This window comes from Pseudoalteromonas sp. NZS11_1 (assembly GCF_015864275.1).
GTDB lineage: Bacteria > Pseudomonadota > Gammaproteobacteria > Enterobacterales > Alteromonadaceae > Pseudoalteromonas > Pseudoalteromonas arctica.
In genome coordinates this window covers 18,639-44,356 of the sequence record NZ_JADYXK010000006.1, presented here as the reverse complement: position 1 = coordinate 44,356, position 25,718 = coordinate 18,639, and the positions used below count along the sequence as shown (strand labels likewise).

Genomic DNA, 25,718 nt, shown 5'->3' with positions numbered 1-25,718 from the left:
TCAGTTATACTGTTTGTACGCTCTGAATTGAGTTACTAATTCAGGGGCTGATTAGGATTCGACGGAATTCAAGAAGCCCAAGGTGCATGTCGAGGTGCGGTTTGCCTCGTTAAACAGCCGCAACCTAAAGTAATCGCAAACGACGATAACTACTCTCTAGCAGCTTAGGCTGGCTAGCGCTCCTTCCATGTATTCTTGTGGACTGGATTTTGGAGTGTCACCCTAACACCTGATCGCGACGGAAACCCTGGCCGGGGTTGAAGCGCTAAAACTAAGCGGCCTCGCCTTTATTTACCGTGTTTGTCCGGGACTTAAAGGTTAATTAAATGACAATACTAAACATGTAGTACCGACGGTCGAGGCTTTTCGGACGGGGGTTCAAATCCCCCCAGCTCCACCAATAAAGGTTTTTTGAACTCGTTATTCGAAAACCATAAGAAACCCGCAAATTTGTTAATCCAAATTTGCGGGTTTTTTTATGGAATTTATAAAATAAAGTTTAAGTATTTTTAATTGCGCGTAGCTTCATTTTTATTGCAATTATAAAAATACTGAATAACGACAACATACTTATTAACAACGTTAGATTAAGTATTGGGTTGCTGCTTTGCTCATCCGCATTGGCTGGGGAGGTGTTTGTAGTTTGCGAGTTTTGATGTTGCCTAATATAGCTTTGGCTGATCCAATCTACCGCGTTTATCCATTGTACTTTGGCGGGGTCAGTGTTGTTTAGCATCCCTATTGCGTGCTTATCGTTATCTAAGCTTTTTGAAAGTTGTATCAGTTGCTGCCAAAATTCATTTTTAGGGCCTAGGTCGTCTATTTCTTGTAGGTGCTGTTGTAATTTATCACCCCCCATCGTTTTTATATCAGCTTGTCCTGTACTTTGCGCGTAGCTATTTATTAGTGATGAAAAGCGACTAAAGTACTCATTACTTTTTTGCTGTGTAGGGTTAGCTGTTCGCTCGTTTGTTACTTTTTGTGTTGGTTGATTTAGGCTATTTTGATCAATCAAATATTGTTTATAGTTTTGGTAACTTAAGTTGTTTGTAGTTGTGTTATTTGTAGTTCCATTATTTAGAGTGCCAAAGTTGTTTTTAAGTGCATTAACACTGAGCACTACGCCTATTATGGTAATAATACAAAGTGCGCAATAGCAAAAGTACAATGCGCTTTTTAAAGTGTTACGCAGTAGTTTATATTTATTATAACTTTGCTTAATAGCTGCAGCTGTATTTGCGGCTTCGCCTGTATCTAGACGTTCGTTTTGTATTGAGATACTTTTGCCGTCAATACTTTCACTAATGTGTTTATCTGTATTTTTGTTGTGCTCAGTGAGTGCTATTTGATTATTTTGAGATTGAGAGATTACAGTAATGAGTTGAGGTTCTACTTTAGTAATCAAACCTAGCTTTTTAAGTGAGGATTCTGTTTTAACAGCATCAATACTCGATAAGTCTTTTTTTAAAGCGTAAGCTTTTCCATCAAATAACTGAATAACAATATTATGAGGAATATTAAGAAGTTGGCTGAGTTGTTCTTGGGCAGAGGTAAGGTCAGTATTTTGATATAACTGACCATTAAAAACAATTTTAAATGTAGCGCTCACGTTAGTACCTTGCTTGTGTAATTCCATTTTTGGAATTTTATTTTTATTATTTGATACACAAAGCTAACTTAACAGATAAAGGGTATGCTTTCTAATGATTTGCGATTAAAAAAGCCTTAACAAACAGCGTTAAGGCTTTGGCGTGTAGCTGTTACTTTATCGTTTAGCGAGTGATTTTACAGGTTGCTTTTGATCACTTGCTGGTTGGGTTGCTATGTCTATTAATGTTTCAAGTGGTTTATTTCGAACGCACATAAGCACCTTGTTCATTGCTTGGCATGTGCCTGTCGCTTTTTTATCATGGCTTGTGTAGCTGCAATCTTCATTAATGGCTTTTGCTTCACATGCTTCCCAAGGCGCGTTTGAGCCGTGGCCTGCATGGCTTAGCGCTGAGCATGAGGCAGCAAGTAAAAAGCCAGTGGTTAGTGCTTTTATCACGTTAAATATTTTCATTAGTATCTCAGTTAATTATTTAGCCAGAATGCGAGTTATCTTGCGGTAGCACCTTTAAAACAACCAATAAACATGTTTTCAGATACATCGGCTGCATGGTAATGGTAGCCGCGTGTATCGTCGGTGTGGCCTCTACATTCGTCTAAATCAGTGGGTTCTAATCCATCTTCGTTAAGCATGCCAAATATACCAAATCCATCGAGTGCATAACCCATCATGGCGGCATGACCGTCTGATTGAATTTGTGTTTGGCTACAGCCTGCTTCACCGTGGTAGTGATAACCTGCTACTAAGTTAATATGGCCAGCGCAATCATCAAAGGCTGCAATAGTGTATGCGCCTAAAATAGCCTCAACAGGGGCGGGTGCAGCAAGTACAACACCATTGAGAGCAACACCCACATTAGCGTTACCAATACTGCTATTTTGAGTGGTTGCAACAGGCGTTATTGGAATTAAAAATGATTCTGATATACCGCCATCAACATAATCAATAGAGCATTCTACGCAGTGGTTTTGGTATTGTTCTTCTACGTTTGGACGTGCAGCGCCATCACACGATTCTTGTGTGTCGGTTACATTTACAAGGCCTGTACCTTCGTCGTATAGCTGCCAATGACTATCGTTATATAATGTAGGTAGATTTAAAATAAAGTCTCCGGTTATATCGTAAACCTCACCGGTGCCATCAAACCAAATACCGGCTTCGTCTGCTGTTGAGGTGATATTTTGAGGGCAAAATACACCAATCTCGTAATTTGAAGGCGCACCGGCAATATCAATTTTGTAGCATGAGGCTTCATCGCCATTACTTAGCGTACATGTTTGAGTGGTAATTGATGAAATGAGCGCATCGCTTTCAAAGTTAAAAGGGTCAACTTCTACAACAAAATCGGTTGAAGTATCTGTTGTAGTTCCCTCATCGGTGGTTGTTTCAGTTACGACGGTACTTTCAGCATCGCTACCGTTACAGGCAGCTAAACCCAGTGCGAGTATACACACTGCAAGCGGTGTCAAAATTGGTGTATTAAATCTTCTCATCAAAAATATCCGGTAATGAAGTTGAATGTATAATATTTGTTAAATGTGCAAACAAAGTGCAAAAACAACGCAACATAGTACATAGCACGAGATAGAAGCTGATAAAGTTGCTATAAATGTGTTTAGTACCTTTTTTACTATTTAAATACTGCGACTTAAAAGTACTTAAATAGGCAGTGGAGTTTTATGGATTTTTTATTTCCTGACAGCATGTCTTTATTTTTGTTTTTATTGTTAATGATCACCGCTGGCTTTACTTCTTTTATATCTGCTGCATTTGGTGCTGGAGGCGGATTAATGCTGCTTGTTGTTATGGCGTCGTTTATGCCAATGGCAGTTGTTGTGCCTGTGCATGGTTTAGTACAGCTTGGCTCTAATGCAAATAGGTTTTTACTCAGTTTTAAGCATATTGATAAAAGCATGTTTGTATATTTTGCGTTAGGCGGCTTAGTAGGGGCGGGGTTATCAAGTTTTGTTATTGATGATATATCGCTTGATGCTATGAAGTTAGTGGTCGCTATTTTTGTTATTTATTTACTGTGGGGTAAAACGCCACCTATAAAATTAACCTCTAAGGTGTGGCGTATGGTCGCCGGTGGAATAACTACTTTTATTTCTATGTTTGTGGGGGCAAGTGGCCCATTAGTTGGTAGCTGTTTATATATAAATAATTACGAAAAGTTAAAATTTACAGCAACGTTTTCGAGCATTATGAGTGTGCAGCATTTATTAAAAGCGATAATTTATGGCGCTGTTGGCTTTAGTTTTTGGCAATGGATACCGCTTGTAATTGCTATGGTAATAAGTGGCGCTGTAGGAACTTGGTTCGGAATTAAATTATTTAAAAGGATGGCTGGGGATAAATTTAAGCATATTTTTAGGATAGTTTTAACGTTACTAACGCTACAACTTGGTTGGCAAGGTATAAAAATATTACTCCACTAATTTGCTTAGTGGAGTAAATTTAATTTTATTAAACATAAATTATTTAAGAGGATTAAATAATTCATTGCGCCAAAAAGTTACTGATATAGAGCGACTATACTGTAATTTTTTGCCTTATCGATGAATTACATATTCTTTGTAATAATTGTTCATACGTTTAATTAAATTGGTATTAAAGCTTATTTAACAGCGGCTTTAATTGGCTTGTCGCCATCAAACAACTCAAAAATGCGGTTACTAATAAATGAGTTGGTCGCAATATGTAATAATGCATTGGCTACGTTTTCGCGGCTAATTTTAGCTTCTGAACGATCACTTGGTCGCTGCGTAGTTACTTGCATTGAAGCACTATCGTCAGTCAATGTACCAGGGCGAACAATGGTATAATTTAAACCACTATTTATTAGATGCTCGTCAGCCATGTGCTTAGCAACTAAGTAAGGCTTCAAATCACCTTGAATCGAATCTGGATCGTCAGCACCAATTGAACTGACCATAATAAAGTGATTAACGCCGTGCTCTTTAGCGAATGTAGCTGTTTTTGTTGCAGCCCATAAATCAATGAGTACAGTTTTATCATCGCCTGTACTTCCACCAGAACCAGCAGCAAAAATCACTTGGTCACAGCCTTTCATTGCATCACCAAAATCGCCTTCAAGATCTTGCTCAACAATAGTTAAAAAAGAGCTGTTTAAATCGCTTAACTTATTTTTGTCACGCACTAATGCCATAACATTTTGCTCATTTTCTAAAAGTAGCTCAGTTGTCATTTTACCTATTTGTCCGCTTGCGCCAATAATTAGGGTCTTACTCATAATTAACTCCTTCCAATAAATAGTAAAAGTAATGTGCTTACAAACAGACCTTGGGGTAGGGGATTATTTTTAAAGGGTAAAAAAGAGTTTAAATGAGCTAATTTCAAAAAATACTTTAATTAAAGTACGATGCTTAACTGAGTATTAAAATTAGCTGCTTTTGGCGTGTTTTTTTAGACCTTTTTATTCAACCATTATACTCACTTCGGTCACATAACTACGGCGGTATAGACTAATACGGACTTTATGTTCTTGGTAATTATAAAACAAAGTGCGATATGTACTATTGCCATTTGTTTTTGAAGGTTCACCTAATTTTTGCTGATAAAAGCGAGTGATATCAGAAATTGAATCGGTTAAATAACCAGTACGTACCATTGGGTATTCGCTGGCTACGTCCATCGTTGTAACAAACTCTTCAGGAAGTGGGATTTCAGTGACGTTTTGGCTAAGTGCGTTAAACGATAGAGTGCATAGCAACATTATTAAAAATGCTAAAGTTTTCATTAGAGTCCTTTGAGTAATAAGTTCCTTTTATTGGTACTTATTTTACCTCAATAAGCACCTTTGTCATTTAAATTTTATTACGAATTAAATCTCGCACTATAAACCGGGCAGGGTGAATAGCTTGGCTTACACGTTCGCTTAATGGGCGGGGTTCGTTATTTAAACAACTTACGAGATGGTCTGCACTTAGCGGTGCGCTGCATAAAGCGCGTGCGCCAAAACCGGTAAAAATATGCAGGCCTTGTTGTGGTTTATTAAGTTGCTCATATTGGTAGCGTTTACCTAAACGTAGATTAGCAAAGGCCATTATGTAATCACTTTGCTCGCACCATTGCCCTGCCATCGGCAGGTGATCTATAAATGTGCAGCGAACAGCCGCTTTTGCCGAGGTTATATTGCCAAGGGTAGAGGCAAATTCACTTTGTTGGTAAAAGCTAAGTAGTTGCTCTTGGTTTAATTGGTTGTCGAGCGCTGTAACTTGGCGGCTTTTAGTGTTTTTTTCAAATGTGGCACCCATACAGTGATGATCTAAATAAGCCGGGGTAAAATACCCTTTATGGCATAGCACTGTTTTGAGTTTGCGTGATTGCTCACTTGCCTCAATATGTGAAACCTGACCGCGTACGCCCACTATAGGTAGCGCTTTTGTTTGCTCAAATGCATCGCTGTGCTCACCTGCACAAATAACTACATCGCTAAACGGGCCTAATTGCTCATCATTCGTTAATAAAAACCAACCGCTATCAGTTTTTTTAAGCTGCTTTATATTGCAGTTAAATACGCTTTTGAATGGGTTTATGCTATTTGCAGCGCTTAGCATAGCGTTTACTAATTGCGGCGGGTTAACCCAGCCGCCTTGTTCAAAATACACACCTGAATAACCTGTCGTTACGCCGGCTATTTCATCGCCTTGCTCTGCGGTTACGTTACGCATTAGCTGCGTTGGCCACAGTTGCTTTTGTGCTAAGTTTTCGTGCTTATCAGCTAGAGGTTTTTTCACTGCGTGTTGTAATACGCCGCACCAATCATAATCAAAACTAAAACCACTGCTAAGTAAGTTGTTATATAGGCGTTTGGCGTATAAAAAGCTATGTGCAAACAATTCACTGTGCGGCGAGTTTTTAGCCTGTAGGTGAGGGTAAATAGCGCCTTGCACATTGTGCGATGCCCCCATTGCAGGCTTTTCATCTTGGCAGAATAAGTGGCTGGTTATGCCTCGTTTAGCCAAGCTGTATAAAATACAGCTACTGGCAATACCACCGCCAATGACCGCTACGTTTTTTAAAGTGCTGCTATCTTGATTAAAATAAGCGGGGGGTGATTGAGCGTTATTAACATGTTTAAGTTGGCCAATAAGCATATCTTCTCTTTGATTAAAATCTTTGGCTTTTTTAGTGCTAAAGCCAGCCTCTATTAATCCTCGTTGAACAAAGTCAGCGGCAGTAAAAGTCGATAAGGTTGCATTAGCTCTTGATATATCAGCCATGGAGTTAAATAAACTTTGCTGCCACATATCAGGATTTTTACTTGGCTCAAGCCCATTTAAATACCAAACATCAACGATACCTGTTTGTGGATAGCTCATTGCTTTTATTGATTCAAGCGCATCACCAAAGTATAAATCGAGAACAACACTGCCATTATTAAATTCGAGCCGGTGGCATCCTTCTAAATTAATTGGGTAGTTTACTGTTAGTTGCTCACTAAAATAATTTAAGGCAGGCCAAGCGGTTAATGCTTGTTTTAAGTCTGTTAATGTTAAGGGATACTTTTCAAACGAAATATAGTGTAGGCGTTTTACGCTTTTTTCACATTCATTTTGAACTTGCATCCGCTCAAGGTGGTCTTTAAAGCGTTGCCACGTATTTAAAAAGTTTAAACCGGTGCCAAAACCGGTTTCGGCAATAACAAAATGTGATTGGTCATGATTTTGTAATCGTACATCTATATTATTTTGCTCATAGTACACATAATGCGATTGAGCTAAGCCATCGTCATTAGAAAAATAAATATCACCGGAGTCATTAGTCAAAGGTGTACCTAAATTATTAATGTGACTATGTGCGTTCTTAATCATAATTTTTTAAATTTATAGATATATTTTTAATTATTTTACGGGTTTTCTTTGTAATAGTCTGGCGTTATTTATAAGCTAGCAGTTCAGAGTACAAGTGTACGCTAGAAAGCTGACCACTTAGGTGATTAAATTCGCGTAAAATAGAATGCAATTAAGTATTAAGCTAAGGGAATTACCCATGAGAAGAGCTGTAATTACAGGTATCGGTGTTGTATCAAGCATTGGTAACAACAAAGAAGAAGTATTAGAATCGTTAAAAACGGGCAAAAGCGGCATCGCTTTTAACCAAGAATTTGCCGATTATAAGTTACGTAGTAACGTATCGGGTAAAATTGATATTGACGTTAAAGCACATGTTGACCGCAAAGCAATGCGCTTTATGGGCGATGCTGCTGCATATTCTTATATTTCGATGACTCAAGCAATTGAAGACTCAGGTTTGTCTGACGACCAAGTATCAAATGAGCGCACGGGTATTATTGTTGGCTCTGGCGGTGGTTCGTCTAAATGGCAGGTAGAAGCTGCTGATATTTTACGTGAAAAAGGCGTAAAACGTGTAGGGCCTTATATGGTTCCACGTACTATGGCGAGTACTACATCTGCTTGTTTAGCAACACCTTTTAAAATTAAAGGTGTTAACTACTCAATTAGCTCTGCATGTGCAACATCTGCGCATTGTATTGGTAATGCAGTAGAACAAATTCAATTAGGTAAGCAAGATGTTGTTTTTGCTGGTGGCGGTGAAGAACTACACTGGACATTGGCAATGGAATTTGACGCTATGGGCGCACTTTCTACTAAGTACAACGAAACACCAGAAAAAGCGTCTCGTACATACGATGCAAATCGCGATGGTTTTGTTATATCTGGCGGCGGCGGTATTGTTGTAGTTGAAGAACTTGAACATGCACTTGCACGTGGCGCGCACATTTACGCTGAAATTGTTGGCTACGGTGCAACATCAGATGGCTACGACATGGTTGCTCCATCTGGCGAAGGTGCAGCACGTTGTATGCGCCAAGCTATGCAAGATGTAGACAGCATTGATTATCTAAACACGCATGGTACATCTACACCTGTAGGCGACGTTAAAGAGCTTGGTGCGATTCAAGAAGTGTTTGGTGGTAAGTCACCAATGATCAGCGCAACTAAAGCAATGACGGGTCATGCCCTCGGTGCTGCAGGTGTTCACGAAGCTATCTTCTCATTATTGATGCTAGAGCACAGCTTTGTAGCGCCTTCAATTAATATTGATGAGCTAGATGAGCAAGCGGCAGGTTTAGATATTATTACTGAACGTCGTGATGTTGAGTTAAATACTGTAATGTCTAATAGCTTTGGCTTTGGTGGCACAAACGCGACTTTAGTTATGAGTAAGTACAAAGGTTAATTTGAGCTTATAAGCCCTGAATATGTAAACACATGTCAGGGCTAAACTGCTTAAAACAAAAAAGGAAAGCCGAGGCTTTCCTTTTTTATTATCGAAAGTTAAATTAACCTTCGTTATGTTCTTTACGCGCTTGCTCAATTTCGTCAGCAATTTCTTGCGCTTTCTGCTTAGTTTTTTCAGTTAACTCGCCAGCAGTTTCTTTGCTTTTAATCCATGCATCAACCGCAATCTCTTTGCCGTCGTCGTACATGTCTAAGCCCATTGTTTTACTTTGCTCTAATAGCTCGTTTAAAGACTCATCATTTTTAAGATCGTTAGTTGTCTCTTTAACGTCGTTCCATGCATCACCAAGCTTTTCTTGCATTTGTGCGCTTTTATCTTTTGCATCTTCTTTTACTTCGTTGGCATCTTCACAACCAGTCAATGTAATTAAAGTGCCTAATAAAGCTAAACCTGCTAATTTATTCATGTGCTATCTCCTTTAGAGACTGATAATTAATTCGAGGCAGACTATACAACAATGAAAATGAACGCCCCCGTAACAAAACGATTAAATTTTAAATTAATGAGTGAGCACGATTGGCCTCAATTATTTGAACTCGACCAAGACCCCGCTGTAATGCAGTATTTAACGCGAGGCGTACCTACCTCTTTAGAACAAATAAAAAATGAGGGAGTGCCTCGTATGCTCGCATATAGAAATGAGCTAAAAGGCTGGGGGCTGTGGAGTATCACTATAAAGCAAACCAATACATTTATTGGCTGGGTATTAATAAGACCTATGGATTTCTTTAGTGATGTACCAAATTACAGCGATATTGAAATAGGTTGGCGCTTTAAACAAGCGAGTTGGGGGCATGGTTATGCAACCGAGGCGGCTTTAGCATTATGTGATGAACTCATTAAGCAAGATGACGTTAAGGCGATAAGCGCAACTGCACTAAAAGATAATACGGCCTCTATAACAATAATGAAAAAGTTAGGCCTGCAATTTATAAAAAATTATACACATACAGATGAGCAAGGCGACTTACCCGCAGTACTTTATTCAAAAAACGTTTTAAGATGATTAAATATCAACAGTATAAAGATTGACCTGCCCTTAAATGACGTGCATTAATATGGGCAACAAAAATAATAAATTAAGGATGTTGTATGGGATTGTTTTTTTCACCACGTAAATTAATCGTCAAAAGTGTACTGGTTTTACAGTTCACTACTTTTAGTGTTTTGGCGCAGCCTTTAGCGCAAAGCGCGGTCGCAATGCCTGACTCGTTCAGTGCCGATGCTGCTAAAAGTATATTAGAGCAAGGCGGTAATGCTGTTGATGCGGCTATTACGGCACAATTTGTACTTGCAGTGACGCTTCCTGAAGCCGGAAATATTGGCGGCGGGGGATTTATGCTTATTCAAAAAGATGGCAAAGGCGATTTTATAGATTATCGCGAAACAGCACCAACAGCGGCTCATCGTGATATGTATTTAGATGAGCAAGGTAATGTTATTGCAAACAAATCAATATATGGCATTCACGCAAGCGGTGTACCTGGCAGTGTAGCGGGTATGTGGCTTGCCCATCAAAAGCATGGCACTTTAAAGTGGGAAGCACTAGTACAGCCTGCTGTAACGTTGGCTGAGCAAGGGTTTGTAGTTCCGCCTAAGTTAGCAAAAGGTGTTAGCCATTATATAGCCCATCTAAAAGAGCAAAAAATAAATGTAAACTTCGAAAAATATTTTGCTGATGTAAAAGCCAATAAAGTCTTTAAGCAACCCGAGCTAGCGGCAACGCTAAAGCGTATTCGTGATAACGGCCAAGATGGATTTTATAAAGGCGAGACTGCAAATATTATTGCTAAATTTATGCACCAGCATGGTGGTATTATTAATCAAGATGATTTAAAAAATTATACCGCTAAATCACGTACACCCATTAAAGCAAGTTGGAATGGTTATGAAGTACTTACTTCGCCACCGCCGAGTTCAGGTGGTATTGCTATTTTACAGTGGCTCAAAATGTATGAGTTACAAAAACCAGATACAGGCTTAGCGCATAACTCGACTCAGTATGTGCACTTACTTTCTGAAATAGGTAAACGTGTATTTGCAGATAGAGCAGAGTATTTAGGCGATCCTGATTTTTTTGATGTACCAGTCAACGCGTTAACTAATATTAACTACCTCAAAGAGCGCAGTAATGGCATTTCGTTAACCGCTATCTCGACTACCGAAAATATTAAACCGGGCCTTAAAGAAAGTGAGCAAACTACGCACTTTTCAATCGTTGATAAAATGGGTAACGCTGTAGCAAATACCACCACAATAAACTTAGGGTTTGGTAGCGGTGTAGTTGTTGAAGGTGCGGGATTTATTTTAAATGATGAAATGGACGACTTTAGCGCCAAACCAGGCGTTATGAATGTGTTTGGCGCAATAGGCGGTAAAGCTAATGAAATACAGCCACACAAGCGTATGTTGAGTTCGATGACACCTACAATACTACTTAAAGACAACACCGTTAAAATGGTGACAGGCTCGCCTGGTGGCACAACCATTATTAGCTCTGTGTACGAATCTATCTTAAATGCGATAGAGTTTGATATGAGTGCAGAGCAGGTTGTAAATAGTCCTCGTTTTCATCATCAATTGTGGCCTAAAAATATAATTAGAACGCACATAGGTTTAACCGATAGCGTAAAAGCAGAGCTTATAAAAATGGGTTACACCATAGACGAGAGACACTTTGGTGACTTACACGTTATTATTAATAAAGAGGGCCAATTAGATGCCGCTTCTGAAGCATCAGGGCGCGGTAAATCAATTGTTTTTTAAATAAAAAAACACCGCGCTAAAAAGCGCGGTGTTTAAAATAATAAAAGCTTATTGAGTATCAATTAAATCTTCAACACCCACTATTAGCCATGGAGCATCGTCTGAAATTAGACGCTCTAAGTGCCAAATTTCTAAAATAGGCTGTTCTTTTTTATCGCCTAAATCACGGTACTTACCTTTAAAGCGAACACTAACCTGCCACGATTGCGCGTTTGTATCTGCACGCACAAGTTCGGCATCAATAAACATTACTTCAGTGTCTACACTCTGTATAGCTTCACGCTCAGCTTTAAATTCGGCAACAAGTGCAGGGCTTAAGTATTCAGCCATTGTGGTGTAATCGGCATTATTCCATGCAGTTTGTAGCGTATGGTAATGACTACGGGCACCTTGCAAAAAGCCATTAACGTCAAAGTTAGGTGGTAAATTAAAAGGGACACTTTCACCTTGTGGGGCGCTGTTAGCAAAGCCTGTACTCATTGGCTGCTCGATTGGTGCTTGTTTAAAAGCATTTTGCTGAGCACTTGTATCCGCACTGGCATTTGCAAGTTGTGGGGCACGATTAGCACGTAAAAAGCCTGTTACTAGCTTAAATAAAATAAATAGTCCGCCAGCTAATAAAATCATTTCTAATAGCTGAAAACCTTCAAAATCGTCGCCTAACATTGCTGCAATTAAGCCACCCGCTAAAAGACCACCCAAAACGCCAGCCATAATGCCAATAATGAAAAAATAACGATGATGTTCTTCATGAAATTCCCTAATTAAAATCGAGTCGTGATTATAATTTACTTTCTTAGGGAATTTAATTAATTACTTTAAAAATCAGAGGTTTTGAGTATAAAAGAAAAGGTTTATTGGTAGGTATATAATCAAAAAACCGCTTAGTAGAGACTAAGCGGTAAATTTGTTTATTTTAAAGCCAACGAATAGCGCCAGTAACGCGTTCGTTATAAGTATTTAGAGGTGCTCCAACACTTGCCACTAAAATAGTATCTGCTTGTGAGCCTCGGTTAATATGACCTTCAAAGCGCTCGTCTTTGAAATTATCATCGCCAAAACCAAATGATTTATTTTCAGAAGGCACTATAAATACCGTCATAGGACCAAAGTCAGACTCAAATATCAAATGTAGCCCTTTTTCGCCTTTAAAATCACAAAACATAGCGTAAGTTACATCACCAGGAAGCTCATCAAGATGACCACCTAATACTGCAAGCTTGTCGTTAACGCTTTGTAGGCTAATGGGCTCTTTTTTATCAAGCGCACTAATTTCGTAGTACACATGGGCAAGCGCATGCTCACCCGCTTCGTGTGCAATATTTTGCTCTGTACTAAAAAAGAAAGCACTAATAGCCACTACAAAAGATGCAGCTAATGCAAGATGCACGCGGTCAAGCTTAAAACGCGAGCGGGCATCAACTACATTTTTTCCTGTTGCTTGCTCTTCTTGTAGTGCTTTTTCTTTTAACGATGTGTTTAAAAGAATGCGGTCTGCAAGGTTTTCAGGCACAGGTATATCTAAAGAGTCTTGAATAAATTTATCAAAATCTTTCATATCGTTAATAAAACTTTGTCGCTCTGGGTTATTGTTAGCAAACTCCATGAGCTCCTTGTCAATGTCGTTTGGCTGCGCAATAGTGCGGCGACGAAACTCAAGTTCATCCATTATTTTGATGCCCCTTTAAGTTGTTCATCATCACGGCTTAAAGCCTCTTTAAGTTGATTTCGGGCACGGTATAAACGAGTCATTACCGTGTTTTTATTTAAATTAAGTATGCCTGCGATCTCTTCGCCAGAGCAGCCCATTACAACTTGTAGTAATAATGGCTCTCGGTATTCATCAGATAACAGGGCAATCTGGCGTTGGATAACCGTTTGCTCCATTTCATCATCTAATGAGTGGCTGGTTTCATCAACAAGCGTATCGTTTTCTACGTCGCTGTAATCAAACTGTTTACGTTCAAATCGGCGCGCATTTTCTCTTCGTAATATAGTAAGCAGCCAAGGTTTAGCTGCCTTTTGATCAAGTAAAGAGTCGAGAGAACGCCATGCGCGTAAAAACGTTTCTTGTACTAAATCATCTGCTATGTGCGGATCACGGCATAACCAATAAGCAAAGCGATAAAGCTCTTTATTGTAAACGTGGACCAAGGCTTCATAACGCTTTTGTTTCTCTGCCATATCGATTAAGACCTGATTGTTTGATTTTTTCTTTCCAAGCATAAGCACTTTTTTAATTAAAAAATTATTATTTATTGCAAAAAAAGACCTGAGTATCGTAGTTATTAATCATAAAGGTCTTTTAATACAGCTTGTTGCGACTTTGATGCTTGAGTTTGATAGTTCTCAAGAATTTTAATAATAGCATTAAGATCCGTGTTTGCGCCTTTATTACTATAAAGTTGTGCCTGCAATTGGCTAATGAGGCCATTAAGCTCGCTGCTGTTTACGCGGACGCAAAGCTCATCAATAGCGCCAACATTTTTGTGAGTCACCTTTACAGAAAAACTATTTAATGCGGTGTAAAAAGCTTTCACATCGTTCGTTTTAGCGAGCGTTTTAAGCTCATTTAAGCTCGGCTGAGAAATATCACGGTTGTTTGGTTGTAATTTCTCAGTCGTATTTTTAGTAGAACGGGTCATTAAGTAAAAAATTACAGTACCAATCCATAAAATATACCCTAAAGCGGCAACAACTATTAACCAAAGAGGAGTATCACTTTTAGTTTCAATACGTTGTGTGCCTGTCGCTTCATTCGAAATATTTTCAATAGCAGGTAAATTGTTTGGGTTTGATTGTGGGTTTGCCACGGTGGTATTAGGTGCGGTACTACTTGGCGTTACCGTTATAGTGCGCTTTGGCAATGTAGCTACGCTAATACGGTTCATTTTAGTATTAAACCAAGGCAGCTGTATTTCAGGTAAAGTGTAAGTACCTGGTTTTTGCGGCAGTAATGCATACGATGCAGTTTGCTGCGATACAACGCGTCCGTCACGTACTGCATTGTTATTTTCTTTTTTATCAGGGTAGCTGCGTATGCCATCAATGGTAGGCATAGAGATTTCAGGTAATTGCTCTTTTGTAACCCCAAGCGCAGTAAGTGTAATAGTACGTGTTATAGGCGTACCGACTTCTACGGTGTTGTCGTTAGGTTGCCATTCTTCATCAAGACTAACCAGCTCGCTTGGTAACCATGCACCTTTATAGTCACTCGGAATTGGTTTAATTTCTATTTGCTGATCGTCGCCAAGAGCTGATACTTCTAATTGACGATAATTTTGTTGTACTCGCCCTTGAAAAGCGGGGCCTGCAATAGTGTACGCACCACTTTTTTGTGGCTGAATCAAATACTCGCGAGTAATAACAAGGTAGCGTTTACCATCAACAAGCTCATAGCTTTCAGTTTGTTTACCCAATTGGGTTAGCTGAGCATCTTCCATACTTGGTGTGCTTAAGCTGCCATCAAGCAGTTCTTTGGCAAGGTAAAGCTTAATAGTGTAAACGCCGGCTTCTTGGACAAACAATGAATTACTTGAGAGCGACGTTTTTAAAAATATTTCGTTATTTTTATCTGCATCAACTGAGCGTTTTGCCACTTTTAATTTAATAGGCTGTGAGGTTAACCCTGCAACGCTAAATGCCGGAATAGTGTAATCGCCCTCTGAACGGGTCATTAATTTAACTGACCACGTGGTTTGTTTATTAATGCTGCCATTAATAATGTTGGTACGAGAACTTAAGCTTGTTGGGCCTACCACAAAGTCTTTTAACAGCGATGAGGTGTCTGGTTGCTCGCCTTTAACTGTATCGTCTACGGATATATTAAGCATAAAAAATTCACCCGCTAAAACAGGGTTTTTATCTACGCTGGCTTCTAATTTGGTGGCAGCCCACGAAGGCATCGCACTTAATAGCAATAAACAGCAAAATAATCGCATTACCATGATTTTTCGACTCCTGTAGGGCGACGTTTATATTGTCTTTTTTGGGCTTCTAATTGCATTTTATTCCGTAATAAAATAGCCGGATCGTCCGGGACTTTTCTAAGTAGTTGATTAAGCTGTTGTGCTTTTTCTTTTTCTTCATTAGTGAGCTCACTTGCTTGGGCTTGCATAGCTTGTTGCTGAGCATTTTGTTTTTGCTCATCAGTGGCTGGTTGCTCACTCATTGTTTGTGGCTTACTTTGTTGCTGCTCGTCTTGAGGCTGGTCAGCGTCTTTATTTTGCCCTTGCTCACTTTGTGGCTGAGCTTGCATATCAGGTTCATTTTGCTTGTCTGATTGCTCGCCAGGCTCACCTTGTTGATCTTTTGATTGTTCAGACTCTTTATCTGATTTTTTATCAGATTTTTCATCGCTTGAGCTTTGACTTTCGTTTTCGCCTTTTTCAGAATCGCTTTTATCACCATTTTGTTGCTTATCCTGTTTTGACTCATCAGAATTTTGCCCTTGGTTTTGCTCATCTTTTTTCTGGCTATCATCTTGGTCTTGAGAGTCGTCGCCGTCGCTTTGCTGATCTTGTTGATTGAGTAATTGTTCAACTAAAGCTTGGTTGTCAGTTGCTTGTGTAAAGTCGTCTTGTAAGGTTTGGGCTTGTTTGTAGGCTTCAATGGCGTCCTCAAGCTTGCCAGCTTTGGCGAGGGCATTACCGTAGTTGTATAAACCGGTAGCCGACTTATCATTACTAAACTCATTAAGTGCAGCATCAAAATTACCTTGCTGGTAAAGCGCCGCGCCTTTTAACTCACTCGATTGCGCCTGTGTTGCTGCATCGTATTCTTTATTTTTGTAAGCCTCTAATGCGCGTTGATCTGCATTTTGCAAAAGAGTAGGAAGCTCTACGGCATACGCATCTTGCTGCGGTAAAAAGCTAAAGGCTAAAAAAGACCCCAGCAAGGCAGCGCGTCTAAATAAATACAAGCCAAATGGCAGTAATAACAAGAGTCCGTATATACCTGCATCTATTCGCCAAAGTGCGTGGCTTTGTTTTTCGTCTTTCAATAATTCACTTTGTGCATTTGGGGCAAACGTATTTATGTCGTTATTACTAGGCTGGTAACTAGCAAATTTACCACCACTGCTCGATGCTAAATTTTTAAGCTGACTGGCATTGAGAGTAGGTACTACGATTTGGCCGTATCTGTCTTTCAAAAAACCACCTTCAGGTAACTTAATTGGAGCGCCTTGAGCGGTACCCACGCCATATATATTTAATCTATATTGGGTGTTACTAGTAAAGCTACTCACGTCGCTTTGTTCTTGCTGGTCAATACCGTCGGTCACTAAAATAATGTCGCCATCAATATAACCCGCTTGCGTTAATAGCTCTTTGGCCATATCAAGACCGGCTAAAACGTTTGAGCCTTTGTCTGGCATTATTTCAGGGCTTAAGCTTGGAATTAAATTACTAAGTGTTGTGGCGTCGTTTGTTAGTGGCGATATTATATAGGCCGTGCCTGCGTAAGCTACAAGCGCGGTATCACCTTCTTTAAATAGCTCAATCATATCAAGCGCTTTAAAGCGTGATTGCATTAAACGATTTGGTAAAATATCGGTGCTGTACATTGAGTACGACATATCCATAACAATTACACGGGCACTTTTACTTTGAAATACAGGAACTTGTTTTTTCTCAAAGCTAGGCCCAGCACTAAATAAAATGCCAAGGCTGCAAAACAAAGCAACTAACCAAAGTGGCTGGCTGGCTTTAGTGTTTGCTTCGCTCATTATAAATTGTGCTAAATGCGGTGCAATTAGCTGCTCACTGGTGGTTTTTTTATGCTTAATTAAGGCGACAAAAAATAATGCCACAGCAGGTATGAGTAACCATAAAAGAGCGGGGCGAATAAATTCAAAATCCATTAGTTTGGCTCCTTTAATGCACGCAGTGTACTCAGCATTACTTTTAAGCTAATAAGTAAAATAGCGATAAGTAACGGGTAGTAAAATAATGAGCTTTGTGGGCGAAATGTTTGTTCATCAGCGCTAATAGGTTCAAGTTTATCAAGCTCTGCGTAAATTTGTTGAAGGCCTGCTACATCTTTAGCTCTAAAGTATAATCCGCCAGTTTGATCGGCAATCTTTTTAAGTAAGCTTTCATCTAAATTACTGCCACTAGAACCACCCATATTAAAGAGGCTAAAGCCGCGCGGATTATCTGAGCCAACGCCAATAGTGTACACTTTAATACCTTCCTCGCGAGCTAACAGTAGTGCATCTTCTGGGTTTAAATTACCAGCGGTATTTTGTCCGTCGGTTAATAGCACCACAATACGGTTACTCTCATCTTTATTGGCAAAGCGTTTTACCGAAAGACCCAATGCATCACCAATGGCTGTTGCGCGTCCCACTAAACCAATTTGCGCTTCACTGAGCATTTTACTTACTGTTTTAACGTCGCGCGTGAGGGGGGTTTGTAAAAATGCGGTGTCGCCAAATAATATCAACCCAAGCCTGTCGCCTTGACGCTGCTCTATAAAATCACTGAGTACGGCTTTTACCATGGTAAGGCGGTCAACATATTGGCCATTGTAAGCCATGTCTTGTTCGGTCATCGAGCCTGATAAGTCAACTGCTAACATTATATCGCGCCCTTCATTTGGTAATGAGATTGGCTCATCTAACCATGTTGGATTGGCAGCGGCAGTAACAAGTAATAACCAAATTATCCATTCGAAAGGATTTAAACGTCGTGCGTGTGGCTCAATGCTTTGGCTGGTTAAATTGTGCTTTGCAAAACTGGGTATACGTAAACGCGTACTGGCATTACTTGCCGCGGGTTTTAATAGTAAAAGTAATAAAGGCAAGGGCAGTAATAAAAATAACCATGGCCAGCTAAATTCAAACATTTACTGACTCCTTTATTTTAAATTGCTTAATACCTTGGCGAAATTTTTCGCACAGTGTTGTATCTTTTTGGCTGGGGTTATACAAGCTTAGTATTTCTTGTTCTGTAAAGCTCAAACCGGTAAGCGTATTAAGTGTTGTGCACCATTTAGAGGTAGATTGCGCAGCAAGGCGCTTGTCGTAATATTCAATCACTAAACGTTTTAAAATAATATGCAGTTGCTGAGGATTTTGCTCACTTTGGCTTAATTGTATTGCGTAGCGTTTAGGCTTTTTAAATTTATGTTTTTTGTAAAATATATAAATAGCTGCGCACAGTGCTAAAAACAGCAGTGCAATAATAACCCACCAAGCAGGGGCGAGTGGCCACCAATTAACTTGGCTTGGCGCTATTATATCGTGCAGGCCATCGAGTGGATTGGTTTGCATGGTTATTTTCTCACTAATTGCTGCTCAAGCGGTGTTGCTGCATTGAATGATATTAAATTAAGACCCGATTTAGTTAAGCGATTAAAGCGCGTACTAAATGCTTGCTCAGCATTTTTAGCAAAGCGTTCTCTAAAGCTGTTATCCATTAATGGTAGGGCAAAGTCTTGACCATTTGCATTAATAGTAACGGCTTGCTTAAACGCAGGTAACTGATGCTCAAATGGATCGCTTATATGGCAACCAATCAGCTCGCAGTGGCGGCTTAATATTTCGAGTTGCTTAAAGCTAGCATCATCCAGAGCATTAAAATCAGACACCAAATACACTAAGCTGCCTGGTTTTGCTAAATGATTAAGGCGCTTTAGGTTATCGCTAAAGTTGTTAGGGGCTGTTTTATCAATATTGTTGAGCGCTTGCTGGTGGTTGTCGCATAAATTATGACAAAGCTTAAGGACTGCTTTTTCACGGGCGCTGGGCTTTAGCTCCAAATGCGAGTGCTGATTAAACACAATACCGCCAATTCTATCGCCGCGCTGACACGCCGACCATGCAACAAGAGCGCTTATATGCGCAGCTTGCACCGACTTTAATAGTAACTTTGAACCAAACAGCATTGAGTTTGAAAAATCAGTAAATACAAACACAGGGCGCTCTTTTTCTTCTTGAAAGAGCTTTGTGTGAGTCTCGCCGGTACGCGCAGTAACTCGCCAATCAATAGAGCGAATATCGTCACCTTGCTGATAATGTCGCACTTCGGCAAATTCCATTCCTCGGCCTTTGTGCGGTGCAAGGTATTGCCCTGTTAAGGTATTTTTTATTTTTACCTTAGGGGCAAGTTCAAGCAATTGCGCTTTGGCTTTGTAATACATCAGCTCTTTGAGTGCTAAATTAACACCGTGGCTATGGCTCTGTTTGAGCCATGCTTGGGATTCTAATTGTTTTTGCATAACTTATGGTACGGCTACAAGTTCAACTATACGGCTTATTACTTGATCTTTAGTAATGCCATCGGCTTGGGCTTCGTAACTTAAAATAATGCGATGACGCAGTACGTTATGCACAACAGCTTGAATATCATCAGGTGCTACAAAGTCACGGCCTTGAAGCCATGCATGAGCACGAGCACATTTATCAAGTGCTATTGTTGCACGCGGACTTGCACCAAATTCAATCCAGCTACCTAGTTGCGCATCTAATTTAGCGCCTTCACGAGTGGCAATAATAAGTTGTACTAAATATTGCTCAAGCGGCTCTGCTAAATAAAGGCCTAATATTTCTTTACGAGCTGCAAATAAATCGCTTTGACTAATTTTTTGCATTACTGGTTGTTGCTCGTTAAGCGCTTCGCCGCGTGTTAAACGTAGTATATCAAGCTCATGCTCTGCGCCAGGGTAACCAATACTTAGGTGCAGTAAAAAGCGATCCAGCTGGGCTTCTGGTAACGGGTAAGTCCCTTCTTGCTCTAGCGGGTTTTGTGTTGCCATAACTAAAAATAGTTCGCTAAGCGGATAAGTGTTTTTACCCACGGTCACTTGGCGCTCTGCCATGGCTTCTAATAGTGCTGATTGTACTTTGGCTGGTGCACGGTTAATTTCGTCAGCTAAAATAAGGTTATGAAAAAGGGGGCCTTTTTCAAATACAAACTCGCTAGTTTGTTGGCGGTAAATATCGGTACCTGTTACATCAGCCGGTAATAAGTCTGGCGTAAACTGTACGCGCTGAAATGAGCCTTCAATACCTTTAGCAAGTGCATTAACTGCACGTGTTTTTGCAAGCCCAGGAGGGCCTTCTACTAATAAGTGACCATCAGCTAAAATAGCAATAAGTAGCGCTTGTGTAAGCTCTGGCTGGCCAATGATTTGTGTATCTAAGTACGTTTTTAATTGTGAAAATGCGTTAGCTGCCATAATAAGTGGACTGTCCTCGTCAGCTGGGTTTGTACCTAATAGTGTTAGGTGATAAATACTGACCTATTTATAAGGTTTATAATTGGGTAACTCAAGAGTTAGACTGTATTTTTTAAAATAGTTCGTTATTTTTTAACGATTTTTAGCGTACCACAAAACTTTGTAAATGCGTCTAAAAAAGCCTATTGTGATAGTCGTAATTAAACACTATTTATATAAATTTGTGTTTATCTATTGGCTTTAGTACACGGGTTGTTTAGAATCGAGGAAAACAAACAGGTCAGACCTGTCAGCGGGAGAGCATAAATGTCTGAGCAAAACATACTAAAAACACCAAAGGGCGACCGTATTGCCATAGTTAGCGGCTTACGTACACCTTTTGCAAAGCAAGCAACAGCGTTTCACCATGTACCTGCACTTGATATGGGTAAATTGGTGGTTAACGAAATGCTTGAACGATTAAATTTCAACAAGTCAGAAATTGATCAACTTGTATTTGGTCAAGTAGTACAAATGCCAGAAGCGCCAAATATTGCACGTGAAATTGTATTGGGCACCGGTATGCCGGTATCGGTTGATGCATATTCTGTATCGCGTGCATGTGCTACCAGCTTTCAGGCTATTGCTAATGTAGCTGAGTCTATTATGGCGGGATCTGTAAGTGTAGGTATTGCAGGTGGCGCAGATTCGTCATCAGTATTGCCAATTGGTGTTAGTAAAAAGCTAGCAGGCAGCTTAGTTGATTTAAATAAAGCGCGTACGCTTGGTCAACGTTTAAAAATATTTTCAAAACTGCGCTTAAAAGATTTATTACCAGTGCCTCCTGCAGTTGCAGAGTACTCAACAGGCCTTTCAATGGGGCAAACTGCTGAGCAAATGGCTAAAACACATAATATTAGCCGTGAAGATCAAGATGCGTTAGCGCATCGTTCTCACTCACTTGCAACGCAAGCATGGGCTGATGGAAAGTTAAAAGATGAAGTAATGACGGCACATTTACCGCCATATAAAAGCTTTATTTCAGAAGATAATAACATTCGTAAAAACTCAACTGTTGAAGGCTACGCCAAGCTTAAACCTGTTTTTGACCGTCAGCACGGTACTGTTACCGCCGCAAATGCAACACCATTAACTGATGGTGCAGCGGCCGTACTTATGATGAGCGAAAGCAAAGCAAAAGCACTGGGCTACGAAATACTAGGTTACGTACGTAGCTTTGCATTTTCGGCAATTGGCGTAGAAAAAGACATGTTAATGGGCCCAGCTCATTCAACGCCTATTGCACTAGATAGAGCGGGTATTACGCTTGCTGATTTAGATTTAATTGAAATGCACGAAGCGTTTGCATCGCAAACACTTGCCAATATGAAAATGTTTGCTTCAGACAAATTTGCACAAGAGCATTTAGGTCGCAGCAAAGCAATTGGCGAAATTAACATGGATAAGTTTAACGTTAACGGCGGCTCTTTAGCATATGGTCACCCATTTGCAGCGACAGGTGCACGCTTAATTACGCAAAGCTTACACGAGCTTAAACGTCGTGGTGGCGGTTTAGCATTAACAACAGCGTGTGCTGCTGGTGGTTTAGGTGCAGCCTTTGTATTGGAGAGCGCGTAATGACAGATTCAGTATTTAATTTAGCGGTAGATGAAAATAAAATCGCCGTGGTAACGATTGATGTGCCGGGTGAGAAAATGAATACCCTGCGCAGCAGTTTTGCCGATGATTTAAAAGTATTACTAGAAGACGCTAAGTCGCAAAATGTAAAAGGCATGGTATTTATAAGCGGAAAAAGCGATAACTTTATTGCTGGCGCCGATGTGAAAATGCTCGATAGCGTTCAAAAGCGTGAAGATGCTTTAGCTATTAGCGAGCTATGTCATCAAGCGTTTTTTGATATGACAAAATTGCCATACACAACAGTAAGTGCGATTCATGGCGCTGCATTAGGGGGTGGTTTAGAGTTTGCTTTAGCATGTGATTACCGTGTTGGTACCGACAGTGATTTAACAAAAATTGGCTTACCAGAAGTACAACTTGGTTTACTTCCTGGTGGCGGCGGTACCCAGCGTTTAACTAAAATTGTTGGTATTCAAAAAGCACTAGAGTGGATGCTAACAGGTAAACAAATTCGCCCTACGCAAGCTAAAAAAGCAGGCGTGCTTGATGATTGCGTACCGCACAGTGTGCTGCTAAAAGTTGCAAAAGAATTTGCGACTAAGAAAAAGCCACAAGCAAAAGAGCCAAAGCTCGACAATATTAGTAAATTACTAGAGTCAAACCCGTTTGGTCGTAACTTTATCTTTAAAAAAGCAAAAGAAAACGTACTTAAAAAAACGGGCGGGCACTACCCAGCACCACTCGCTATTATTAAAGCTGTGCGAGCTAGTGTAGAGCTTGATGAGCTAAAAGCATATAAAACAGAAGCTGAAAGCTTTGCAACACTTGTAATGAGTGATGAATCTAAAGCGCTTCGCGGTATTTTCTTTGCAACCACTGAAATGAAAAAAGAGTGGCGCAATGATGACGCACCCGCAATCAGCAAAACAGCTGTTTTAGGTGGTGGATTAATGGGTGCAGGTATTGCGCACGTAAGTGCTGTTAAAGCTAAAGTACCTGTACGTATTAAAGATGTAGCAGAGCAGGGCATTAGTAATGCAATGAGCTACACATACAAAATTTTAGATAAGCGCCTTAAACGTCGTATTATGTCTAAAGCTGATGTGCAGTTAACGATGAACCGCATTACAGGTACAACTGACTACAGTGGCTTTAAACACATTGATTTAGTAATCGAAGCGGTGTTTGAAGATCTTGCACTTAAGCAAGGTATGGTTGCCGACGTAGAGCAGCAATGCCAAGCAAATACAATTTTTGCTAGTAACACGTCATCATTACCAATATCGCAAATTGCAGCGCAGGCAGCACGTCCTGAAAACGTAATTGGCTTGCATTACTTTTCACCAGTGGAAAAAATGCCATTAGTGGAAATTATTCCACACGAAGGTACATCTCAAGAGACCATTGCCCGCGTTGTTAACTTTGCACGTAAGCAAGGTAAAACGCCAATTGTTGTAAAGGACATGGCCGGTTTTTACGTAAACCGTATTTTAGCGCCTTACTTAAACGAAGCTGCTAACTTAATGTTAGCAGGTGAGCCAATTGAAAAAATTGATGCAGCGCTTGTTGAGTTTGGCTTTCCGGTAGGGCCGCTGGCTCTACTTGATGAAGTAGGTATTGATATTGGCTCTAAAATTGCCCCAATTCTTGAAAAAGAATTAGGTGAGCGTTTTAAAGGCCCTGATGCATTTATGCGTATGATTGATTCAAAACGCCTTGGCCGTAAATCGGGTCGTGGTTTTTATGAGTACGACAAAAAAGGCAAAAAGGTTGATGAGTCAGTTTACGAACTATTGGGTGTTACCCCGGCTCCACGTTTAAACAAGAGCGAAATTGCTAAGCGTTGTGTATCGCAAATGCTTAACGAAGCAGTACGCTGTTTAGATGATGGCATTATTGCCAGCCCACGTGATGGCGACATTGGTGCAATATTTGGTATTGGTTTCCCACCATTTTTAGGTGGCCCGTTTAGCTATATGGATAAATTAGGCGCAAGTAAAATAAGCTCTGATATGTCTACATTAGCTAACAGCGATGCTAACTTTGCACCATGTGAATCACTGGTAACAATGGCAAGCTCTGGTGCTACTTTTTATAACGCAACACATGTTGAGGTTGTAGCTCCTGAAGTACAAAGCACTGAGTCACAAGAGCAAAGTGTAACTGAGCCTGAAGTTATTAAAGAGATTGAAACGAAAGAATAAAGTTTCTGCTATCTAAAAAAACCGCATTTAAATGCGGTTTTTTTATAGTTTTTATAAATAAATGAGGAGCTTAATGACATTATTTACACAAAGATTGAGCATGTACCAAATGGAAGAATCTGATTGGCCTCTTTTTCTTGCGCTTCATCGCGATCCTCAAGTCCTCAAGTATTGTTTTGATATGCCAATGGAGTCACTGGTAAGAAACCGCTTTGAGATACGCTTGCCTAAGTGGAATGCTAAATCACGGCATCCCCTGTGTTTACTCATTATTAATAATCAAACAAAACAACCTGTGGGTGTTACAGGTTTTGCCTATGACGGAGAAACCGCAGAGCTTGGTTATTTATTATTGCCAGAGTATTTTAATAAAGGCTACGCGACAGAATCCCTAAGAGCTGTGATTGACTGGGCTTGGAAAGAATGTGGTATTAGGCAGTTTAAAGCAGTCGTAACGCGTGGCAATATTGGTTCTGAAAAGGTGCTTGGTAAGTGCGGTTTAACCCATACCGATACACTTTTTAAAGTGCATACAATAGGCGAAAAGTTATATGACGATTTAATTTATACGCTTAAGGTGTAGGGTTTTAATGGGCTAGTAGCCTAGCCCAAAAAGTGTTTACAAGTGAAGTGAAATAGCTTTTCGGTCTTTTTCTGGCATGTTTTCTACGACTAAATTAAATGAGTTATCAATCATTCTCTCAATTTCACCTTGTGGAATTGTGCCGTCTAAAATTACTGTGTTCCATAAGCGTTTATTCATATGGTAACCAGGGATCACTGCCGGGAAAATATCACGCAATGATATTGCTTCATCAGGATCGCACTTTAAGTTAAGCCACCAAATAACCTCACCATCATCATTAGTTTGACCGTCATTGCCAATAGCAAGAGTCGCAAACATTTTATGATTCACTTTATATACATCAACCTCTTGCGCAAATGGTTTTGTAACCTGAACAAGTGGTTTTTTAACTAAATACTCATGTACTTTTTTCTGGTCCATGATCCATTCCTTGAAGTCATACTCGGTAAAGCTACCATAG

23 protein-coding genes, 1 other RNA gene and 1 pseudogene are annotated in these 25,718 nt (G+C 39.9%); 8 read left to right on the top strand and 17 right to left on the bottom strand.

Annotated features, from left to right (window positions below):
- The first annotated feature begins 43 nt into the window (after positions 1-43).
- Positions 44-400, top strand: a transfer-messenger RNA (tmRNA) gene (gene ssrA, locus I6F44_RS06745).
- Positions 401-499: 99 nt separating this feature from the next.
- Here the strand turns inward: ssrA and I6F44_RS06740 are convergent.
- From I6F44_RS06740 to I6F44_RS06730, 3 genes are all read right to left on the bottom strand, one after another.
- Positions 500-1,609 (bottom strand): hypothetical protein, encoded by a 1,110-nt coding sequence (locus tag I6F44_RS06740; RefSeq protein WP_331459052.1) that lies wholly within the window; start codon positions 1,607-1,609, stop codon positions 500-502.
- A gap of 156 nt (positions 1,610-1,765) precedes the next feature.
- Positions 1,766-2,062 carry a hypothetical protein gene (locus I6F44_RS06735; protein ID WP_024593920.1) on the bottom strand — a complete coding sequence of 99 codons (297 nt, stop codon included), beginning with the start codon at positions 2,060-2,062 and terminating at the stop codon, positions 1,766-1,768.
- Between the two features lie 35 nt (positions 2,063-2,097).
- Positions 2,098-3,102 carry a YHYH protein gene (locus tag I6F44_RS06730; RefSeq protein ID WP_024591658.1) on the bottom strand — a complete coding sequence of 335 codons (1,005 nt, stop codon included), beginning with the start codon at positions 3,100-3,102 and terminating at the stop codon, positions 2,098-2,100.
- Positions 3,103-3,288: 186 nt separating this feature from the next.
- On the opposite strand from I6F44_RS06730, the gene I6F44_RS06725 reads away from it, so the two are divergent.
- Positions 3,289-4,047, top strand: coding sequence for a sulfite exporter TauE/SafE family protein (locus tag I6F44_RS06725; protein ID WP_197173497.1), 759 nt, complete (start codon positions 3,289-3,291; stop codon positions 4,045-4,047).
- 179 nt (positions 4,048-4,226) lie between these two features.
- Here the strand turns inward: I6F44_RS06725 and I6F44_RS06720 are convergent, their stop codons facing one another.
- The 3 genes from I6F44_RS06720 to mnmC all read right to left on the bottom strand — a co-directional run bounded on the left by I6F44_RS06720 (position 4,227) and on the right by mnmC (position 7,446).
- The gene (locus I6F44_RS06720; protein ID WP_197173496.1) at positions 4,227-4,862 is read right to left on the bottom strand and encodes an NAD(P)-binding oxidoreductase; all 636 of its coding nucleotides are present in this window, start codon (positions 4,860-4,862) and stop codon (positions 4,227-4,229) included.
- A gap of 183 nt (positions 4,863-5,045) precedes the next feature.
- Complete coding sequence (locus I6F44_RS06715; protein WP_165721355.1) at positions 5,046-5,369, bottom strand: hypothetical protein; 324 nt, start codon at positions 5,367-5,369, stop codon at positions 5,046-5,048.
- Between the two features lie 67 nt (positions 5,370-5,436).
- Complete coding sequence (gene mnmC, locus I6F44_RS06710) at positions 5,437-7,446, bottom strand: bifunctional tRNA (5-methylaminomethyl-2-thiouridine)(34)-methyltransferase MnmD/FAD-dependent 5-carboxymethylaminomethyl-2-thiouridine(34) oxidoreductase MnmC (RefSeq protein ID WP_197173495.1); 2,010 nt, start codon at positions 7,444-7,446, stop codon at positions 5,437-5,439.
- Between the two features lie 178 nt (positions 7,447-7,624).
- Here mnmC and fabB point away from each other — a divergent pair, with 178 nt between their 5' ends.
- The gene (gene fabB, locus I6F44_RS06705) at positions 7,625-8,836 is read left to right on the top strand and encodes a beta-ketoacyl-ACP synthase I (protein ID WP_007582000.1); all 1,212 of its coding nucleotides are present in this window, start codon (positions 7,625-7,627) and stop codon (positions 8,834-8,836) included.
- Between the two features lie 103 nt (positions 8,837-8,939).
- Here fabB and I6F44_RS06700 read toward each other — a convergent pair whose 3' ends face one another.
- Positions 8,940-9,305, bottom strand: a complete 366-nt coding sequence (locus I6F44_RS06700) for a hypothetical protein (RefSeq protein ID WP_007582001.1) — start codon at positions 9,303-9,305, stop codon at positions 8,940-8,942.
- Positions 9,306-9,356: 51 nt separating this feature from the next.
- Between I6F44_RS06700 and I6F44_RS06695 the strand changes: the two genes are divergently transcribed.
- Together I6F44_RS06695 and ggt are read left to right on the top strand one after the other, a co-directional pair.
- Positions 9,357-9,905 (top strand): GNAT family N-acetyltransferase, encoded by a 549-nt coding sequence (locus tag I6F44_RS06695; RefSeq protein WP_197173494.1) that lies wholly within the window; start codon positions 9,357-9,359, stop codon positions 9,903-9,905.
- A gap of 86 nt (positions 9,906-9,991) precedes the next feature.
- Positions 9,992-11,665: a gamma-glutamyltransferase gene (ggt, locus tag I6F44_RS06690; RefSeq protein ID WP_197173493.1), complete on the top strand. Its 1,674-nt coding sequence runs from the start codon at positions 9,992-9,994 to the stop codon at positions 11,663-11,665.
- 48 nt (positions 11,666-11,713) lie between these two features.
- Here ggt and I6F44_RS06685 read toward each other — a convergent pair.
- The 9 genes and pseudogenes from I6F44_RS06685 to I6F44_RS06645 form a co-directional block, all read right to left on the bottom strand.
- A pseudogene (locus tag I6F44_RS06685) lies at positions 11,714-12,385 on the bottom strand (Tim44 domain-containing protein); the annotation flags it as partial.
- A 196-nt stretch (positions 12,386-12,581) separates the two neighbouring features.
- The gene (locus I6F44_RS06680) at positions 12,582-13,334 is read right to left on the bottom strand and encodes a DUF3379 family protein (protein ID WP_007582005.1); all 753 of its coding nucleotides are present in this window, start codon (positions 13,332-13,334) and stop codon (positions 12,582-12,584) included.
- Positions 13,334-13,891 (bottom strand): sigma-70 family RNA polymerase sigma factor, encoded by a 558-nt coding sequence (locus I6F44_RS06675; protein ID WP_032827217.1) that lies wholly within the window; start codon positions 13,889-13,891, stop codon positions 13,334-13,336. Before I6F44_RS06675 ends, I6F44_RS06680 begins: the two co-directional genes overlap by 1 nt.
- 62 nt (positions 13,892-13,953) lie before the next feature.
- Positions 13,954-15,612, bottom strand: a complete 1,659-nt coding sequence (locus tag I6F44_RS06670; RefSeq protein WP_197173492.1) for a BatD family protein — start codon at positions 15,610-15,612, stop codon at positions 13,954-13,956.
- Positions 15,606-17,528, bottom strand: a complete 1,923-nt coding sequence (locus I6F44_RS06665) for a VWA domain-containing protein (protein ID WP_197173491.1) — start codon at positions 17,526-17,528, stop codon at positions 15,606-15,608. The genes I6F44_RS06670 and I6F44_RS06665 overlap by 7 nt, the downstream gene beginning before the upstream one ends.
- Positions 17,528-18,514: a vWA domain-containing protein gene (locus I6F44_RS06660; RefSeq protein WP_165734787.1), complete on the bottom strand. Its 987-nt coding sequence runs from the start codon at positions 18,512-18,514 to the stop codon at positions 17,528-17,530. Before I6F44_RS06660 ends, I6F44_RS06665 begins: the two co-directional genes overlap by 1 nt.
- Entirely contained in the window at positions 18,507-18,941 is a 435-nt protein-coding gene (locus I6F44_RS06655; RefSeq protein WP_004335624.1) for a DUF4381 domain-containing protein, read from the bottom strand. The genes I6F44_RS06660 and I6F44_RS06655 overlap by 8 nt, the downstream gene beginning before the upstream one ends.
- Before the next feature lie 2 nt (positions 18,942-18,943).
- Entirely contained in the window at positions 18,944-19,888 is a 945-nt protein-coding gene (locus tag I6F44_RS06650) for a DUF58 domain-containing protein (protein ID WP_197173490.1), read from the bottom strand.
- A gap of 3 nt (positions 19,889-19,891) precedes the next feature.
- Positions 19,892-20,848 (bottom strand): AAA family ATPase, encoded by a 957-nt coding sequence (locus I6F44_RS06645; RefSeq protein ID WP_004335627.1) that lies wholly within the window; start codon positions 20,846-20,848, stop codon positions 19,892-19,894.
- A 306-nt stretch (positions 20,849-21,154) separates the two neighbouring features.
- Between I6F44_RS06645 and fadI the strand changes: the two genes are divergently transcribed.
- From fadI to I6F44_RS06630, 3 genes are all read left to right on the top strand, one after another.
- Positions 21,155-22,465, top strand: coding sequence for an acetyl-CoA C-acyltransferase FadI (fadI, locus tag I6F44_RS06640; protein ID WP_004335629.1), 1,311 nt, complete (start codon positions 21,155-21,157; stop codon positions 22,463-22,465).
- Positions 22,465-24,672: a fatty acid oxidation complex subunit alpha FadJ gene (gene fadJ / locus I6F44_RS06635; RefSeq protein ID WP_197152522.1), complete on the top strand. Its 2,208-nt coding sequence runs from the start codon at positions 22,465-22,467 to the stop codon at positions 24,670-24,672. Before fadI ends, fadJ begins: the two co-directional genes overlap by 1 nt.
- Before the next feature lie 73 nt (positions 24,673-24,745).
- Complete coding sequence (locus I6F44_RS06630) at positions 24,746-25,255, top strand: GNAT family N-acetyltransferase (RefSeq protein ID WP_024608906.1); 510 nt, start codon at positions 24,746-24,748, stop codon at positions 25,253-25,255.
- A gap of 36 nt (positions 25,256-25,291) precedes the next feature.
- On the opposite strand, the gene I6F44_RS06625 is transcribed toward I6F44_RS06630, so the two are convergent.
- On the bottom strand, positions 25,292-25,678 hold the full coding sequence (locus I6F44_RS06625) for an MmcQ/YjbR family DNA-binding protein (protein WP_007580596.1): 387 nt from the start codon (positions 25,676-25,678) through the stop codon (positions 25,292-25,294).
- Between the last annotated feature and the right edge of the window lie 40 nt (positions 25,679-25,718).